The 14,704-nt window shown below is 66.3% G+C and carries 13 protein-coding genes and 1 tRNA gene; 7 read left to right on the top strand and 7 right to left on the bottom strand.

Annotation, left to right across the window (positions count from 1 at the left end; translation table 11 throughout):
* Window positions 1–23: 23 nt before the first annotated feature.
* Genes casB through cas3 form a run of 4 tightly spaced genes read right to left on the bottom strand, consistent with a single transcriptional unit; the run spans window position 24 to window position 4,720 of the window.
* Window positions 24–572, bottom strand: a complete 549-nt coding sequence (casB, locus tag ACVMK0_RS01195; RefSeq protein ID WP_476464031.1) for a type I-E CRISPR-associated protein Cse2/CasB — start codon at window positions 570–572, stop codon at window positions 24–26.
* The gene (locus ACVMK0_RS01190) at window positions 569–1,465 is read right to left on the bottom strand and encodes a hypothetical protein (RefSeq protein WP_476464030.1); all 897 of its coding nucleotides are present in this window, start codon (window positions 1,463–1,465) and stop codon (window positions 569–571) included. The genes casB and ACVMK0_RS01190 overlap by 4 nt, the downstream gene beginning before the upstream one ends.
* A complete protein-coding gene (locus ACVMK0_RS01185) occupies window positions 1,423–2,151 on the bottom strand; it encodes a hypothetical protein (protein ID WP_476464029.1) in 729 nt (242 codons plus the stop codon). Before ACVMK0_RS01185 ends, ACVMK0_RS01190 begins: the two co-directional genes overlap by 43 nt.
* A complete protein-coding gene (cas3, locus tag ACVMK0_RS01180; RefSeq protein WP_476464028.1) occupies window positions 2,129–4,720 on the bottom strand; it encodes a CRISPR-associated helicase Cas3' in 2,592 nt (863 codons plus the stop codon). The genes ACVMK0_RS01185 and cas3 overlap by 23 nt, the downstream gene beginning before the upstream one ends.
* A gap of 164 nt (window positions 4,721–4,884) precedes the next feature.
* Between cas3 and ACVMK0_RS01175 the strand changes: the two genes are divergently transcribed.
* From ACVMK0_RS01175 to ACVMK0_RS01145, 7 genes are all read left to right on the top strand, one after another.
* A complete protein-coding gene (locus ACVMK0_RS01175; RefSeq protein ID WP_476464027.1) occupies window positions 4,885–6,423 on the top strand; it encodes an AMP nucleosidase in 1,539 nt (512 codons plus the stop codon).
* Window positions 6,424–6,471: 48 nt separating this feature from the next.
* Window positions 6,472–7,686, top strand: coding sequence for an FAD-dependent monooxygenase (locus tag ACVMK0_RS01170; RefSeq protein WP_476464026.1), 1,215 nt, complete (start codon window positions 6,472–6,474; stop codon window positions 7,684–7,686).
* 205 nt (window positions 7,687–7,891) lie between these two features.
* Entirely contained in the window at window positions 7,892–8,584 is a 693-nt protein-coding gene (locus tag ACVMK0_RS01165) for a DsbC family protein (RefSeq protein ID WP_476464025.1), read from the top strand.
* A gap of 40 nt (window positions 8,585–8,624) precedes the next feature.
* A complete protein-coding gene (locus tag ACVMK0_RS01160; RefSeq protein WP_476464024.1) occupies window positions 8,625–10,700 on the top strand; it encodes a M61 family metallopeptidase in 2,076 nt (691 codons plus the stop codon).
* A gap of 39 nt (window positions 10,701–10,739) precedes the next feature.
* Window positions 10,740–11,522: an enoyl-CoA hydratase gene (locus tag ACVMK0_RS01155; protein WP_476464023.1), complete on the top strand. Its 783-nt coding sequence runs from the start codon at window positions 10,740–10,742 to the stop codon at window positions 11,520–11,522.
* A 110-nt stretch (window positions 11,523–11,632) separates the two neighbouring features.
* Window positions 11,633–11,709: transfer RNA gene (locus ACVMK0_RS01150), tRNA-Met, on the top strand.
* A 317-nt stretch (window positions 11,710–12,026) separates the two neighbouring features.
* Complete coding sequence (locus ACVMK0_RS01145) at window positions 12,027–12,401, top strand: hypothetical protein (RefSeq protein WP_250960760.1); 375 nt, start codon at window positions 12,027–12,029, stop codon at window positions 12,399–12,401.
* Between the two features lie 26 nt (window positions 12,402–12,427).
* Here ACVMK0_RS01145 and ACVMK0_RS01140 read toward each other — a convergent pair whose 3' ends face one another.
* The 3 genes from ACVMK0_RS01140 to ACVMK0_RS01130 are packed head-to-tail and all read right to left on the bottom strand — an operon-like array spanning window position 12,428 to window position 14,699.
* Window positions 12,428–12,880, bottom strand: a complete 453-nt coding sequence (locus ACVMK0_RS01140; protein ID WP_250960759.1) for a hypothetical protein — start codon at window positions 12,878–12,880, stop codon at window positions 12,428–12,430.
* A complete protein-coding gene (locus tag ACVMK0_RS01135) occupies window positions 12,877–14,226 on the bottom strand; it encodes a recombinase family protein (protein WP_476464022.1) in 1,350 nt (449 codons plus the stop codon). The genes ACVMK0_RS01140 and ACVMK0_RS01135 overlap by 4 nt, the downstream gene beginning before the upstream one ends.
* A complete protein-coding gene (locus ACVMK0_RS01130; RefSeq protein WP_476464021.1) occupies window positions 14,223–14,699 on the bottom strand; it encodes a DUF2924 domain-containing protein in 477 nt (158 codons plus the stop codon). Before ACVMK0_RS01130 ends, ACVMK0_RS01135 begins: the two co-directional genes overlap by 4 nt.
* Between the last annotated feature and the right edge of the window lie 5 nt (window positions 14,700–14,704).

The following is a 14,704-nucleotide window of genomic DNA, read 5'->3' as shown; positions in this document are numbered from 1 at the left end:
AAAAAGGCATGGAAACAAGGCGATCAGTTCTCGGCACCTGACGGGCTTGGCAGGTGGCGGTAGTAGCCCAGCGCGATCCGCCGGTGCAGGCTCTCGCGCTTTTCAGGGTCGTGGGTGAGCAGGTAGAGGGCCCAGTCGGTCCAGTTGCAGCCCTCGTTTTTGGCAGCCAGAAAGCGCGCGGCCGACTGATAAAAATCAAAGCGCAGCACCTCGGGGGCCGAAAGCAGGCGCTCCAAGCGTGCTTGGGCAAAGCCAGACTGCGCCAGCGCCTCGCCCAGCGCACGCTGCGCTTGGTGCGCCTTGGAGCCCGAGAGCGCCAAGCCCCAGACGATGGCCATCCAATCCAGCGTTTGCTGCTCGGAGGGCGGTTCGGTGCGCAGATGCTGTAACCAGAGGCGGTAGTAGGCCAGCGGCAGGGGCGCACTCGGGGTCCAGCGCTTGAGCGCTGCCCGGTCTGCGTTGGGGTAGTGTGCCTGGGCCAACTCGTGTGCCAGACGACTCACAGTTTGCTCTAGCCCCGGCTCGGCGGCGGCGGGCACGGTGGTGGGCTGATCGATCGCTTCGGTGTTCATGTATTGCGCTCCTGTGGTTCGGGCTTTGTGGGCAAAAGGCTGTGCTTGCTGAGCACGCCCATGAAGGCGCTGTGGGATTGGGTGAGGGCGCGCCAGCGGCGGTTGGCTGGTAGCGGCAGGCGCGTACTGGCTTGGTCGAGCACGCGCCGGGCGTTTTGCACCAGCAGGGTGCGCCAGTCGCGCAGCACCACCTCGGGGTCTTCGTCGCAGCAGCGCCACAAGGCGGGGTAGTAGTGCAGCGGCCAATCTCGCTCAAAATCGCGCTGCACAGCGGCCACCCAATGCTTGATGGCTTCGCGGTCAAAGTCGGCCTGCTCCGGTCCGCCTTGGGCGAGCACTGTCAACGCAGTGCGCAGTGCAGCCGCTGCGTGCTTGGCGTCGGTTAACAGGGTTTGCGCCTGCTCGGCTAGCCGCTTGCGTTGTGCACTTTGAGCATCGCCCATTGGGCGGGCAAAGCTCTGACGCGCCTTGGCCGGAACAGGGAGTTCCAACCGGTGCAGCCCATCGGTTTTGCCTTGACCGCGCACCAACACGCTGCCCACCAACCAACCGGCGGTTGGGCCGGCCCGAGGGGTCTGCAGTGGGCTCAGTTCGTAGCCTTGTGCAAACAGCAGGTCGGTCACCAGTTTGGGGCTGAAACCCTGGCTCGAAACCGTCAGCGCCGAAGCGCCCTTTTTCTTGTCCTCCACATTGATCGCCGTCCATGGGTCGCCCACGTCGCCACCGTCTGGGGATTTGGGGCCGATCTGGCGCGCAGCGCTGGTGGCGCCGAGCGCAAGCAAGTTTTCGTTGGCATCGAGCCCAAGGCGCAGGGGCCGACAGGCCTCGATGAAGCACGGGTCCAGATCGCTCAGGGTGTATGATGATCGCTGCGCCGCCACGGATGCAGCCATGTGAGCACCACGCCATCTGCGCGGTAGCCGTAGCGCCCGTGCGCAAGGATGTCGGCGCGATGCGCCAGCACGATTGGCAAGGCCTCGAGAAAGCGGCGTGCCGGGTGCAAATCGTTCGCCCAAGAGAGGATGGCGCGGCTGGCAGAACCGCTGTTCATGCGCACAATGCCAAAGTTACCTTTCCCGAGATGGCCCTCGGTGGTCTGCAGCGTCAGCAGGGCGTACAACCACGCCTTGGGATCGGGACGACAAAACCGAGCGGCTTTCACATCGTGGTTTTTGGCTGTGACCAGCACATCGAGCTCGTCTGGGGTGCAGGCTTTGACCTTCTTGTAGCCCTCAATCTTGGCATCTGGGCTGCTCCATGGGTGCTGCATGAAGGCCGGCTGCGTAGAGTCTTCCACATGAAGGTGCCAAGCCGACGCTTTGCCCTCGGCCAGCAGCAGCAGCCCAGCACGCCAGTAATCGGGGTCGGGCGGCGGCGTGGCGCTGGGCTGGCGTGCCAGCACCGCAGTGGCCAGTTGCACCAAGAACACGTGCCAAGGCTCGGCTTGGTGCGCGCGCAAGCCCGTATAACCCTCCACCTCAGCCGCGCAAAGCAGGCTCAAGAGTTGCGGCAGATCGACGCGGCGCTCGCCTTGGGGCGTGCTCACACCGATCAATTCATCGCGCAGCAGGTCGTGCATCGTTTTTCTCCAACCCGAAACGGGTGTAGCTGAAGTGGAGCGCACCAATGGCAAAGTCGAAACCCGCTGCGGTTGCCACCGGCAACAAGGTTTCCGGGGCTGGCGCGCCTTTGAGCCAGCGCGCTGGCAAGGTCAGGCTGTCCAGCGCCTGCCCGAAGGGGGATCGGCACGCTGACCGCAGAGGCAGCTCGTAACTCGGATCACCCAGCCGGGTGAGGACCCGCCCTTGGTCGCTTGCATAGTGCAACTCCCCAAAAGGCAGGTCGCGCATCAGCGATCGGTCGGCTTGGCGCAAGTCGGCCAAAAAATCACCGTTCATGTAGTCGTCGTGCTTGCGCCAGAGCGGCCCAAGGGCAGCCCAAACTTCGGGGTGGGTGGTGGTTTCGATGCGCTCGCGGTTTTGCTGCGGGATGACGATCTGGGGCTGACCGGTCAAGCTCTCGAGGGTGCATTGCAGCACCCGACCGTCGGCATAGACACTGCCCAAGCCCGCTGGGCCGTTCAATTCCCCTCTGGATTGCAAGTACTGACCCAGTGGTTTTTCAGGCAAACGCACGAGCACGCGCGCCGCTGCAAATCCAGCAGGCCGATGGATACGTTCATGCCGATGTAGGCGCCCTATGCGCTGCAACAGCACGTCCATCGGAGCCAGGTCGGTGACCAACCAGTCGGCGTCGATGTCTAGGCTTTGCTCCAGCGTTTGCGTGCCGACGAGCAGCAAAGGGCCGTTGGGCGATCCTTTGCCAAGGCGCCGCGTGACTTCGGCGTCGAGCCGTTCGCGGTCGGGGCGGGCAAAGCGGCCGTGGTGCGGGCAGCGCACGCCATTGAGTTCAAACAAAGCAGGCAACAGTTGTGGCGCCTGTGCAGTCAGATGCGCTTCCAGCGCCCGCAGCAGGCTGTTGCAGCGCCCTACGGTGTTGCACACCACCAGCACCCGCGCGCCTTGAAGCAAAGCAGCGGTCAGCGGCATCAGCAAGGGGTCATCGGCCAGCGTAGGTTGAAACTCCACCGTGATGGTGCGCGCCGCCCGGCCGCTGGCCACAGGCATTAGGCTGGATCGAGTTGCCAATGCGGGATAGGGTTTTGTCAGCGCTTGCGCCAGCGGCAGGGTTTCGCGGTCAAACAATTTTGCCGCCGCCGCTTCGCCCAACGTAGCCGACAGCAGCAAGGCGCTGCCACCGCGATTGATGTGCGCACGCAGCAGCACCCGCAGCAACTCGCTCATGTAGGTGTCGGAGGCGTGCACCTCATCGACCACCAGCAGGTGCCGATCTAGGCAAACCGAACGCAGCAGGCTGTGCTTGGCCTTGAGCACCGACATCAGCGCCTGATCGATGGTGCCCACTGCCACGGGCGCAGCCAGAAAACGCTTGGGCCGCTCAGCCGCCCACTGGTTTTCGCGCCGCTGCGCTTGGGCATCATCTTCCCACAAGGTGCCAACCGGATCGGGCAGGATCGGGGCCCCGTCGACCCGTGTGTAACCGGACACGGCCAGCAGCACGGGCGCGGGCCGTGCGGGCGGGTCAAAGGCCGCATCGATGGCCCGCAGCACACGCCCATACAGCTCGCGCGCGGCCACCCGGGTGGGCAAAGCGAAGTACAAGCCTTCGACCTGCCCGCTGGCATAGAGGCGCATGAACCAAGCCAGCGCGGCCTCCGTCTTGCCGGAACCGGTGTCGGATTCGATCAAGGTCAGGCGCGCCGCGTCGTCAGCAGGCAGGGTGCAAGCCAGAAGATGTTGCAGGGGGTGCGCTGCAAACCCGAACACCTCGGCAAAAGGTTTAGCTTGCCGCCATCCGGGCGTGTCGGGTGGACTAAGGCCAATGGTGCGCAGCGCCCGCTGTGCCGCTGCTTGGGCCTGCTCGAACCGGTTTTCGTCATCGGAAGCACGGTAGGGGAAAAACTGGGTATCGGAGCCGATCCAATCGGCCAGCATCACCAAGCCCGCAAAGCGCTGCTGCAACTCGGGTGTGGCGGCTATAGGGGCTGTGCTAGCAGAAAAAGCAGCCGCAAAGGCAGACCGCGCCCGAGCGGCCAAATCGGCCAACGCCTGCATGGGGCAGTAGCTTCCCGTTTGTGGATGCGGTGGCACCCAGTGCCGGTTCATGGCGTGAAGGCCGGCCGCATTGCAATCCAGCACCGAAACCGGCTTGCCGTGGTGCGAAATGGCGGCCAGCAGCATTTGCAAGGCCCCATCGCCATCGTCGTTGGGTGCAAACCAACCACACAACGTGCCGACGAGGCTTTCCCACTCGGCGGGCCATGCAGCGCGAAGATTGTCGTTGAGCAGCAGGGCAGCGGCTTCAAAGACATGCCCCGCCGTGTCGCGCGACTCAGGCTCGGCCTTGCGCTGAAAACCCGCGTTGCACTTACCAAAATCGTGCAAAAAAGCGATCACGCAAAGCCGCTCTTTTTGCACGCTGCTGAGTTCCCCCAGACGCGCCAGCGCAGGCAAATCGAGCAGGGCACGCAGCACCAGTGCCACATCGAGACAGTGGTCGGCCAAGGGGTGGCGGCGGCCATCGGGGGTGAGCTTGCCCCAAGGTTGCGTGGGTGCGGCGCAGTTCACCGCCACACCCGATGTGGCAACGGGCCCAAGCGCAGCGCCGCAGCGCCACGGCAAATACTGCGCTTGACTTGGCAACCGACGACTGAAAAAAGTGCCTCCCGCATACGCCAAAGCCCCCTTTGCCGGCCATTCTACAGTCGCTTCTGCGCCACAATGCCCCCACCATGCCCCACAGCCCGCCCCACAGCCCACCCTTCACCCCGCCCCAAAGCTACACCGACGCCGCCGCCGCGCTGGCCCAGGTGCAGGCGCTGTATCAGCGTGCGGTGGTGCATTTGCGCCAAGCGCTGCACCAGTACGTGCGCGCCGGCGGCGCCAGCGCGCCCCAGCGCGTGCGCGCCTGCTACCCCTTCGTGCGCCTGCACTGCCAGCACGCCCACGGCGGGCCCGGCGCGGGTGCGCCCAGCCGCCTGAGCTACGGCTTCGTCGCTGGCCCGGGCCGCTACGAAACCACCCTGACCCGCCCCGATCTGTTTGCCAGCTACTACCTGGAGCAGTTCGAGCTGCTGCTGCACAACCACGGCGGTGCGCTCGAAGTGGGGGTGAGCAACCAGCCGATCCCGCTGCACTTCGCGCTGGCCGAGCACGAGCACCTCGAGGGCGAGCTGAGCCCGGCCCAGCGCGCCGCCCTGCGCGACTGCTTCGACCTGCCCGACCTGAGCCAGATGGACGACGGCATCGCCAACGGCACGCACCAGAGCGCCGCCCACGAAGCGCAGCCGCTGGCGCTGTTTGGTGCGGCGCGGGTCGATTACTCGTTGCAGCGGCTGCGCCACTACAGCGGTACCGCCCCGGCCTGGTTTCAGGGCTTCGTGCTGTTTACCAACTACCCTTTCTACGTCGATGAGTTCATCCGCCTCGGGCAAGAGGCGCTGGCCAACCCCGAGAGCGAATACCTGGCCTTGGTCGAGCCCGGCAACGTGCTCACGCCGCGCGCCGGTTTGAGCGCCGCCGAACAACAGCTGTTGCATGAACTCGGACTAGGCCAACCGGGCCGCGCTTTGCCGCGCCTGCCGCAGATGCCGGCCTACCACCTGCTGCGCGCCGACGGCAGCGGCATCACGCTGCTCAACATCGGCGTCGGGCCCAGCAACGCCAAGACCATCACCGACCACATCGCCGTGCTGCGCCCGCACGCCTGGCTGATGCTGGGCCACTGCGCTGGGCTGCGCAACAGCCAACAGCTGGGGGATTACGTGCTGGCCCACGCCTACGTGCGCGAAGACCACGTGCTGGACGAAGAACTGCCGCTGTGGGTGCCCATCCCCGCGTTGGCCGAAATCCAGCTCGCGCTCGAAGGCGCAGTGGCCGACGTGACCGGTTTGAGCGGCGCCGAACTCAAGCGCATTTTGCGCACCGGCACCGTGGCCAGCACCGACAACCGCAACTGGGAGCTGCTGCCCGGCCAGACGCCGCAACGGCGCTTCAGCCAGAGCCGCGCCGTGGCGCTCGACATGGAGAGCGCCACCATCGCCGCCAACGGCTTCAGGCTGCGCGTGCCCTACGGCACCCTGCTGTGCGTGAGCGACAAGCCGCTGCACGGCGAAATCAAGCTGCCCGGCATGGCCAACGCCTTTTACCGCGAGCGCGTTGATCAGCACCTGCGCATCGGCCTGCGCGCCATCGAGCGCCTGCGCGCCGGTGGCGTCGATCAGCTGCACAGCCGCAAGCTGCGCAGCTTTGCTGAGGTGGCGTTTCAGTGATGCCCACAGCGTGATGCTCCAGCCGCCGCCCCGGCCTACAATGCGCGCATGAACCCACGGTACGACGTCGCCATTTTGGGCAGCGGTGTGGTGGCGCACACGCTGGCGCTGCTGCTGGCGCGCGAGCGCTTGCGGGTGGCGCTGCTGCGCCAGCCAGCGCCCCCGGCGGCTGGCCCCGACATCCGCGCCTACGCCCTCAACCAGGCCGCGGTTTCGCTGCTGAGCGATCTGCGCGTCTGGCCCGAGGCCCCGGCCACCACACCGGTGCGCCAGATGTGGGTCTGCGAGCCCGACGCCGAGCGGCCTGCCACCCTCAACCTGCACGCGCCCGCGGCGCAGCAGCCGCTGGCTTGGATCGTGGATGTGCCGGCGCTGGAGCAGCGGCTGGCGCAAGCGCTGCCGTTTCAGAGCGGCATCGACCTCGTGAGCAGCGCCCCACCAGCCGAACTGACCGTGATCTGCGAGGGCAAGCACAGCCGCACCCGGGCCCAGTTTGGCATCGAGTACGAGGTCGAGCCCTACGCCCACACCGCCGTGGCGGCGCGGCTGCGCTGCGCGCGAGCGCACGAGGGCGTGGCGCGGCAGTGGTTCCAGCACGGCGAGGTGCTGGCGCTGCTGCCCATGGACGGCCCCGAGGGCAAGCTGGTGGCCTTGGTCTGGTCGGTGCCCCATGAGCGCGCGGCTGAGCTGCTGGGCTTGGCTGCGCCCGCCTTTGCCGCCGCCGTAGCCCAAGCCTGCGACCACGCCTTGGGCGCCATGAGCACCGAAGGCACCCCCGCCGGCTGGCCCTTGCAGCTGTCGCGCGCCCGGCATTGGGTGCGGCCCGGCTTGGCGCTGGCGGGCGACGCCGCCCACGCCATGCACCCCTTGGCCGGCCAAGGGCTGAACATGGGCTTGGGTGACGTAGCCGAACTGGGCCGCGTGTTGCGCGAGCGCGAATACTGGCGCAGCCCCGGCGACTGGCGCCTGTTGCGGCGCTACGAGCGCGCGCGCCGCGCCGACTTCGAGCGCATGGCCACCCTCACCGACGGCCTCTACAGCCTGTTTGGCCATGGCGACGATCGCGTCGGCGCGCTGCGGCGCTGGGGGCTGCGGCGCTTCGATGGGCTCACGCCGCTCAAACACCACGCCATCCGCTTGGCGATGGGCGGCCCTGAGGCGGATGCGCCCTGCGCGCCGTTTGCTGCTCCTGCTACCGCTGCTTTTGCTGCCTCTGCTACCGCCTCTGGCCAACCACCTGCTGCGCCCTCCGCAGCTGCCTGAGCTCCCACCTCACTCGAGCCTCCTCCAGATGCACAGCTCACCCACCGTCACCGCCCCAACTCGCAGCGCTGCCGCCCATGCCTACTGCAGCGCCGTGGCACCAGCGGCTCAAGCCGCGCACCCGGCGCCAGCGCGACGCACCTGGTTGCACACTGTTTGGCTTAGTGGGTGGCGCTGGTGTTGGCGCGCCGGCGTCCTAGCCGCCTTGGCCGCCCTGCTCGCGGTGGGCACGCTGGCCAGCGCCAACGAGGCCACCATCCGCGCCAACTTGGCCGAGCGGCTGCCCAACCTGCCCCCGATCGAAGAGGTGCGCGCCGCACCCATGCGCGGCCTGTTTGAGGTGCGCATCGGCGCCAACCAGATTTTTTACTCCGACGCCGAAGGCAACTTCCTGATTCAGGGCCAACTGATCGACACCCGCAGCCGCAACAACCTGACCGAGCAGCGCATCGAGCAACTCAACGCCATCGCCTTCGACCAGCTGCCGCTGCGCGACGCCTTCACCATCGTGCGCGGCAACGGCCAGCGCCGCGTAGCCGTGTTCCAAGACCCGAACTGCGGTTTTTGCAAACGGCTCGAGCGCGACCTGAGCCGCCTGAACCACGTCACCATCCACATCTTCCTCTACCCCATTTTGGGCCGCGATTCGCTCGCCAAGTCGCAGCACATCTGGTGCGCGCGCAACCGCGCCCAAGTGTGGGAAAACTGGATGCTGCGCAACGTCGATCCGCCTGCCGCCACCTGCGACACCGCCGCGTTGCAGCGCAACATGGCGTTTGGGCAACGGCACGCCATCACCGGCACCCCCACCACCTTCTTTGCCGACGGCTCGCGCCTTTCGGGTGCCGCCGGCTTCGAGGTGCTCGAGCAGCGTCTGAGCGCGGCGGCGGCGCGTTGATCGGGCACAGATCGGCCTATCCCGCCTATCCCCCTCGCCCATGCCCACTGCCAGCCGCGCCCCATCGAACGGCCCCACGCCGCCAGCGTCCGCTGTGCCGGCAGTGCCGGCAGGAGCCACCGCCGATACCGCCTCCGCTGCGTCCGCCCAGCCCCTAGGCCCGCACTACCGCGTTGAACTGGACGAGCTGCACGCCCACCTGTACACGCTCACCCTGCACATCAGCCAACCGGCGCGGCAGCAGCGCGTCAGCCTGCCGGTGTGGATTCCCGGCAGCTATCTGGTGCGCGAGTTCGCCCAGCACCTGCACGGCCTGCACGCCGACTGCGACGGCTGCGACGGCTGCGTCGTGCCGCTGCGCCAGCTCAACAAAAACACCTGGGAAGCCGCCACCCCAGCCGGCGCCCAGTTGCTGCGGCTGCGCTACCAAGTCTATGCCTACGACGCCTCAGTACGCAGCGCCTGGCTCGACGCCGAACGTGGCTTTTTCAACCCCACCAGCCTGTGCCTGCGCGTGCACGGGCAGGAAGCGCTCACGCACACGCTCGAGCTCTGGGGCAGCGCCGCCACCCAAGGCTGGCAAGTGGCCACGGCCTTGGCGCCCGTCACCCCCGATGCGGCCCATGCCGACGCCCCCCACAGCCTAGGCCGCTGGCAGGCCGCCGACTACGACCAGTTGGCCGATAGCCCCATCGAGCTGGGCCGGCTCTGGAGCGCTTCTTTCAGCGTGCGCGGCGTCGCGCACCGGCTCGTGGTCAGCGGCGCCGGGCCGGGTTTTGATGGCGAGCGCCTGCTGCGCGACACCCAAACCATCTGCCAAGCCGCCATCGAGTTCTGGCACGGCGCGCACGAGGCGCCGCCCTTCGGCCACTACCTGTTTATGCTCAACGCCCGCCACGAAGGCTACGGCGGGCTCGAGCACCGCCACAGCACCGCCCTGATCTGCCGCCGCGCCGACCTGCCGCAACTGCCCCTAGGCGGCGCCCTCGCCCCGGCGCTTGCCCCAACTCCTGCCCAAGTTCCAGCTCTGGGCGCCAGCGACGGCTACACCAGTCTGCTGGGCCTGATCGGCCACGAATACTTTCACGCCTGGCACGTCAAGCGCCTGCGCCCAGCCGAATACACCCGTTACGACTACGACCGCGAACAGCACACCGAGCTGCTGTGGCTGTTTGAAGGCTTCACCAGCTACTACGACGACCTGCTGCTGCTGCGCGCCGGCCTGATCGACGAAGCCTTCTACCTGCAGTTGCTCGCCAAAACCCTGAATCAAGTGCTGCACAGCCCGGGTCGGCTGGTGCACAGCTTGGCCCAATCCAGCTTCGAGGCCTGGACCAAGTACTACCGCGTCAACGAAAACAGCCCCAACGCCACCGTGAGCTACTACGCCAAAGGGTCCTTGGTGGCGCTGGCGCTCGACTTGCAACTGCGCGCCGAGGGCCGCTGCAGCCTCGACGCGGTGCTGCGTGCGCTCTACCAGCGCTGCCAAGGCGGCCCGATGCACGAGGCCGACCTGCTGGCCGTGCTCGAGCAATGCGGCGGGCGCAGCTACGCCCCCGAAATCGCGGCCTGGGTGCATGGCTGCGCCGATCTGCCACTGCCCGATTTGTTGCGCACCCAAGGCATAGACTGGCTCACCGAACCCGCGCCGCTGGCGCAGCGGCTGGGGCTGCGCGTGAGTGAAACCGAGGGCCTGCTGATCAAAAACGTGCTGCGCGGCTCGCTGGCCGAACAAGCCGGGCTGGCCGCTGGCGACGAATGGCTGGGACTGGAAGTGGATAGCGCAAGCAGCAACGGCAACACCCGCACAGCCAACGACAGCACCAACACCACCCCCAGCGCCTGGCGCGTGCGCACGCTCGACGAAGTCGCGCGCCACGCCCACGGGCAGCACAGCGTCGTAGCGCTGGTGGCGCGCGACGGCCGGCTGCTGCGCCTGCCGCTGCGCTGGCCCACACCCGAGCAGCCCCAAGCGCTCGCGGTGCGGCTGCAGCGCCTTGCCGCATCGGCCACCTCAGCTGCAGCCCCCTCAGCTGCGGCCGCCCCACCACCGGCCAGCCCAACCCAAGCACCCCACCCCGATGCGCCTTGGAGCCGCCTTGCCGGCGCGCTATAGTGGCAGCTCCCGCCGACCCTTGAACCAGAGACACAACCCATGAGCCAAACTTACGCAAACATTTTGGTGCGCACCGAGGGCCGCGTCGGCCTCATCACCCTGAATCGCCCCAAGCAACTCAACGCCCTCAACGACGCGCTCATGGACGAGCTCGGCGCCGCCCTCAAGGCCTTCGATGCCGACGCCGACATCGGCTGCATCGTGCTCACCGGCAGCGAAAAAGCCTTTGCCGCCGGCGCCGACATCGGCGCCATGGCCCAGTACAGCTTTGCCGACGTCTACAAAGGCGACTACATCACGCGCAACTGGGAAACCATGCGCAGCATCCGCAAGCCCATCATCGCCGCGGTGAGCGGTTTTGCTTTGGGCGGCGGCTGCGAACTGGCCATGATGTGCGACTTCATCATCGCCGCCGACAACGCCAAGTTCGGCCAGCCCGAAATCAAGCTCGGCATCATCCCCGGCGCCGGCGGCACCCAGCGCCTGCCGCGCACTGTCGGCAAGTCCAAGGCCATGGAGCTGGTGCTCACCGGCCGCATGATGGACGCCGCCGAGGCCGAGCGCGCCGGCTTGGCCAGCCGCGTGGTGCCCCTAGACAAACTGCAAGACGAAGCCCTGGCCGCCGCCCTGACCATCGCCGGCTACTCGCAGATCGCCGTCATGGCGGCCAAAGAGGCGGTCAACAAAGCCTTCGAGGGCACCCTAGCCGACGGCATGGCCTTTGAGCGCCGCCTGTTCCACGCCCTGTTTGCCACCGCCGACCAAAAAGAAGGCATGGCCGCCTTCGTCGAAAAACGCCCGGCGCAGTTCAAGCACCAGTGAGACCGCGCCGGCTGCAACGCCGGCGAGCAGGCGGCAGTGTCCACAAGAAGGCTCTCGCTGAGCCGGTTTGCTGAGCCGGTTTTAAGACCTGCTACAATGTCGGGCTTGAAGGCGCTTTAGCTCAGCCGGTTAGAGCGACGGAATCATAATCCGCAGGTCCGGGGTTCGAATCCCTGAAGCGCCACCATACACAAGGGCTCGGATATTCTCCGGGCCCTTTTTCTTGCCTGAAATCCCCGCACCATGCGGGGTTCCGGCCGTCTGTGCTGCGGGTGGCCATCAGCCGAAACGCCCGAAATCGGCCACTTTCTCGGCCTGAGCCGTCTCTGTTCTCCGTTTGGCCTGCGGGTAGGCGCAGATGATGGCCTAGCAAAATCAAAAACTTACGCGCGCCAGTTCATCGTCAACCATGACCACCGGTCAGGCATCGAACACAGTCAGAGCATCTCCCGCAGCACCCCCAACCGGTGGTCAGCGTGTGAACGTGGGGCCCTTGCAGCGAAAATGTCGACGATGACCAACAAGAAGAAAATCACCGACGATCTGCAGTCTGCGCTGTCTGGGCAAAGCCCACTGAGCATCGATCTGTACGTGGAAGTTCTGGCCGACTTCGAGGACGAGCTCAAGGCCTCGCTCGACAAGGACGCCGATGACGCCTTGCTGTGTATGCTGGCCGACGACGGTGACGTGGCGATGATGGTCATCGACTGGGACGGCAGCATCTACCGGAATGAAAACGCGCTGAAGAAGCTGCAGGCCATGTGGAGGCACAGTTTTGACACCAACGTGCAGACCCTCGTGCCCATCCTCAGTGACCACATCAGCCAGAAAAACCTGGGGGTGGCAGGCATCAAGTGGCTGCCCGCACCCAGCGATTGAAGCGGGCTGACGAACGGCAGCCCTGTTCACGAATCGAACGCGACCACCACCTCCCGCTGCGCCACCCAGTCAGTCGGCAGCGGATTCCGCTGGAACCACAGCAGGCTCATGCACTTGGGCTGCTGCCCGACCAGGATGCTCTGGATGATGGCAGGCTCGAGCAGCGTCAGGCGCAGCAGTTCGTTGACCGTCGAATGGTGCAGGCCTTCGCGCTGGGCGATCTCGCTGCCACTGCCGACCACACCGTCGTCGAGTAGTTGCTGCCAGTAGAAGGCCTGCGTCAGGGCCACCAGCAAGGGCTGGTCGATCTGGCTGGCGACCTTGCCCGGCGACTCGACCGCCCCATCTGGCCGCACCACCACCTTACTGGCGCCGCGCTTCCTGATCTTCAGCGGGATGAAGGTGGACAGCTTGACCTGGTCGCCATCCCGGCGCTCGCGCGCAACGGTGCCGCCTAAAGTCTGCACTTTCGGCTTCATGCCTCCACCTCCTGCTGTTCCCACTCCTGCAATTCCGCGCCGATGGTGCCGGGCATCAGTTCCCCGGCCAGTTCCTGCCACCCGTGGTCGCGCCAGATGATCTCCAGCCCGCCGTCGGCAATCACCACACGGTCGATCAGTAGCTGTGCCAGTCGACACTGTTCAGCGGGGAACAACTGTTGCCACAGGCCAGCCAGATTTCGCATCGGCAAAACCACCTCGGGCTCCGACAGGTCCGGGCGGGTTGTCCGAATCCGGTCCCACACCGACTGCACGATGTGCGGCGCTGACAGCGCGGCGACGATCTGCTGTGTAACCAGGTCTTCGATGGGCGCCGCTGACAACGGGCCGTGGCTGCTGGCCCACGCGCCGAAGCGCCGGTGCTTGATCGGCGTGTAGTAGCGGTAAGTCTTGCCCTTCTTGACCGTGTAGCTGGGCACCAGCCGTTCACCGTCGGGCGTGAACAGCAGGCCGCGCAACAACACCGGCTCACGCTGGCGGTCGTTGGTCTCTCGCCGCCGCTCGACGCCATCGGTGGCGATCAGTGCGTGCACGGCATCCCACTGCGCCTGGGTGATGATGGCCTGGTGCTGGCCGGGGAAGCTCTGCCCCTTGTGGACGATCTCACCCAGGTACATCCGGTTGTGCAGCATCTTGTAGATGGTCTGCTTGGTGAAGGGCTTGCCGCCCTTGGTGACCACGCCTTCCGCGCCGTAGGTCTTGGCCATCAGGGTGGCCGAGCGCACGGTCACGAAGTCATCAAAGATGCGGCGGACCAGCTTGGCCTCGACCTCATTGATCACCAGCAGACGATCCCGAACGTCGTAGCCCAGCGGCAACGGCCCGCCCATCCACATCCCTTTGGCCTTGCTGGCCGCGATCTTGTCGCGGATGCGCTCGCCAGTCACTTCCCGTTCGAACTGTACGAAGGACAGCAGTACGTTGAGCATCAGCCGGCCCATCGACGTGGCCGAGTTGATCTGCTGTGTGACGGCGCTGAAACTGACCCGGTGGCGGTCAAACACATCGACCATCCGCGCGAAATCGGCCAACGAGCGTGACAGCCGGTCGATCTTGTAGACGACCACGATGTCGACCTTGCCCATCTGGATGTCAGCCATCAGGCGCTTCAAGGCAGGCCGTTCCATATTGCCACCAGAGAAACCGCCATCGTCGTAGTCGTCGGCCACGGCGATCCAGCCCTCGTTGCTCTGGCTCTTGATGAAGGCGTGCCCGGCTTCCTTCTGGGCATCGATGGAATTGAAGGACTGGTCCAGCCGTTCGTCGCTGGACACGCGGCAATACACCGCGCAGCGCTTGGGTGGCACGAGCAACGGCGCGTTCATTGAGCATCCCCCTTGCCGCCCCGCAGACCAAAGAACTTCGGCCCATTCCAGCGCGTGCCCGTGATGTGGCGCGCCGCCGCCGACAGGCTCTTGAACACCTGGCCATCTAGGGCATACAGACCATCGGGCGTGACCGTTACGCGGTACTCGCGTTCATCCCATTCCCGGATCAGCGTGGTGCCGGGCATCAGCAGGGTTTGCGCGCTGCGACCGACGGCGGACTTGATCTTGGAATGCTTGGCGCCGGCCTCGACCAGCATCTTGCGGATGTTGGTTGGCAGTGCGCCGTAGGTCAGCTCCTGGATGCGGTAGGCCAGACGCGATTCGACGTAATTGCGGTTGCGGTGGCTGGTCCGCCGGGGAAAGTGCTGATCCCACAGCGCCCACAGCTCGGCCATCGGCAAGGAGGGCAGTGCCGCCAACTGGGCCGAGATGGGCGCGGCAGGGCCACCCGTGTTCTTGTTATCTGTCATTGCAC

This window comes from Serpentinimonas sp. SSL01, assembly GCF_056323735.1.
Note: the sequence above shows the minus strand (reverse complement) of the source record. Positions and strands in the feature narration are given on the sequence as shown.

Excerpts from the sequence above, each read along its gene's own strand:
- ACVMK0_RS01155 (WP_476464023.1), top strand. The coding sequence starts at position 10,740 with ATGAGCCAAACTTACGCAAACATTTTGGTGCGCACCGAGGGCCGCGTC.
- ACVMK0_RS01135 (WP_476464022.1), bottom strand. The coding sequence starts at position 14,226 with ATGAACGCGCCGTTGCTCGTGCCACCCAAGCGCTGCGCGGTGTATTGC.
- ACVMK0_RS01170 (WP_476464026.1), top strand. The coding sequence starts at position 6,472 with ATGAACCCACGGTACGACGTCGCCATTTTGGGCAGCGGTGTGGTGGCG.
- ACVMK0_RS01140 (WP_250960759.1), bottom strand. The coding sequence starts at position 12,880 with ATGAAGCCGAAAGTGCAGACTTTAGGCGGCACCGTTGCGCGCGAGCGC.
- ACVMK0_RS01130 (WP_476464021.1), bottom strand. The coding sequence starts at position 14,699 with ATGACAGATAACAAGAACACGGGTGGCCCTGCCGCGCCCATCTCGGCC.
- ACVMK0_RS01190 (WP_476464030.1), bottom strand. The coding sequence starts at position 1,465 with ATGGCTGCATCCGTGGCGGCGCAGCGATCATCATACACCCTGAGCGAT.
- ACVMK0_RS01160 (WP_476464024.1), top strand. The coding sequence starts at position 8,625 with ATGCCCACTGCCAGCCGCGCCCCATCGAACGGCCCCACGCCGCCAGCG.
- ACVMK0_RS01185 (WP_476464029.1), bottom strand. The coding sequence starts at position 2,151 with ATGCACGACCTGCTGCGCGATGAATTGATCGGTGTGAGCACGCCCCAA.
- ACVMK0_RS01145 (WP_250960760.1), top strand. The coding sequence starts at position 12,027 with ATGTCGACGATGACCAACAAGAAGAAAATCACCGACGATCTGCAGTCT.
- casB (WP_476464031.1), bottom strand. The coding sequence starts at position 572 with ATGAACACCGAAGCGATCGATCAGCCCACCACCGTGCCCGCCGCCGCC.
- ACVMK0_RS01175 (WP_476464027.1), top strand. The coding sequence starts at position 4,885 with ATGCCCCACAGCCCGCCCCACAGCCCACCCTTCACCCCGCCCCAAAGC.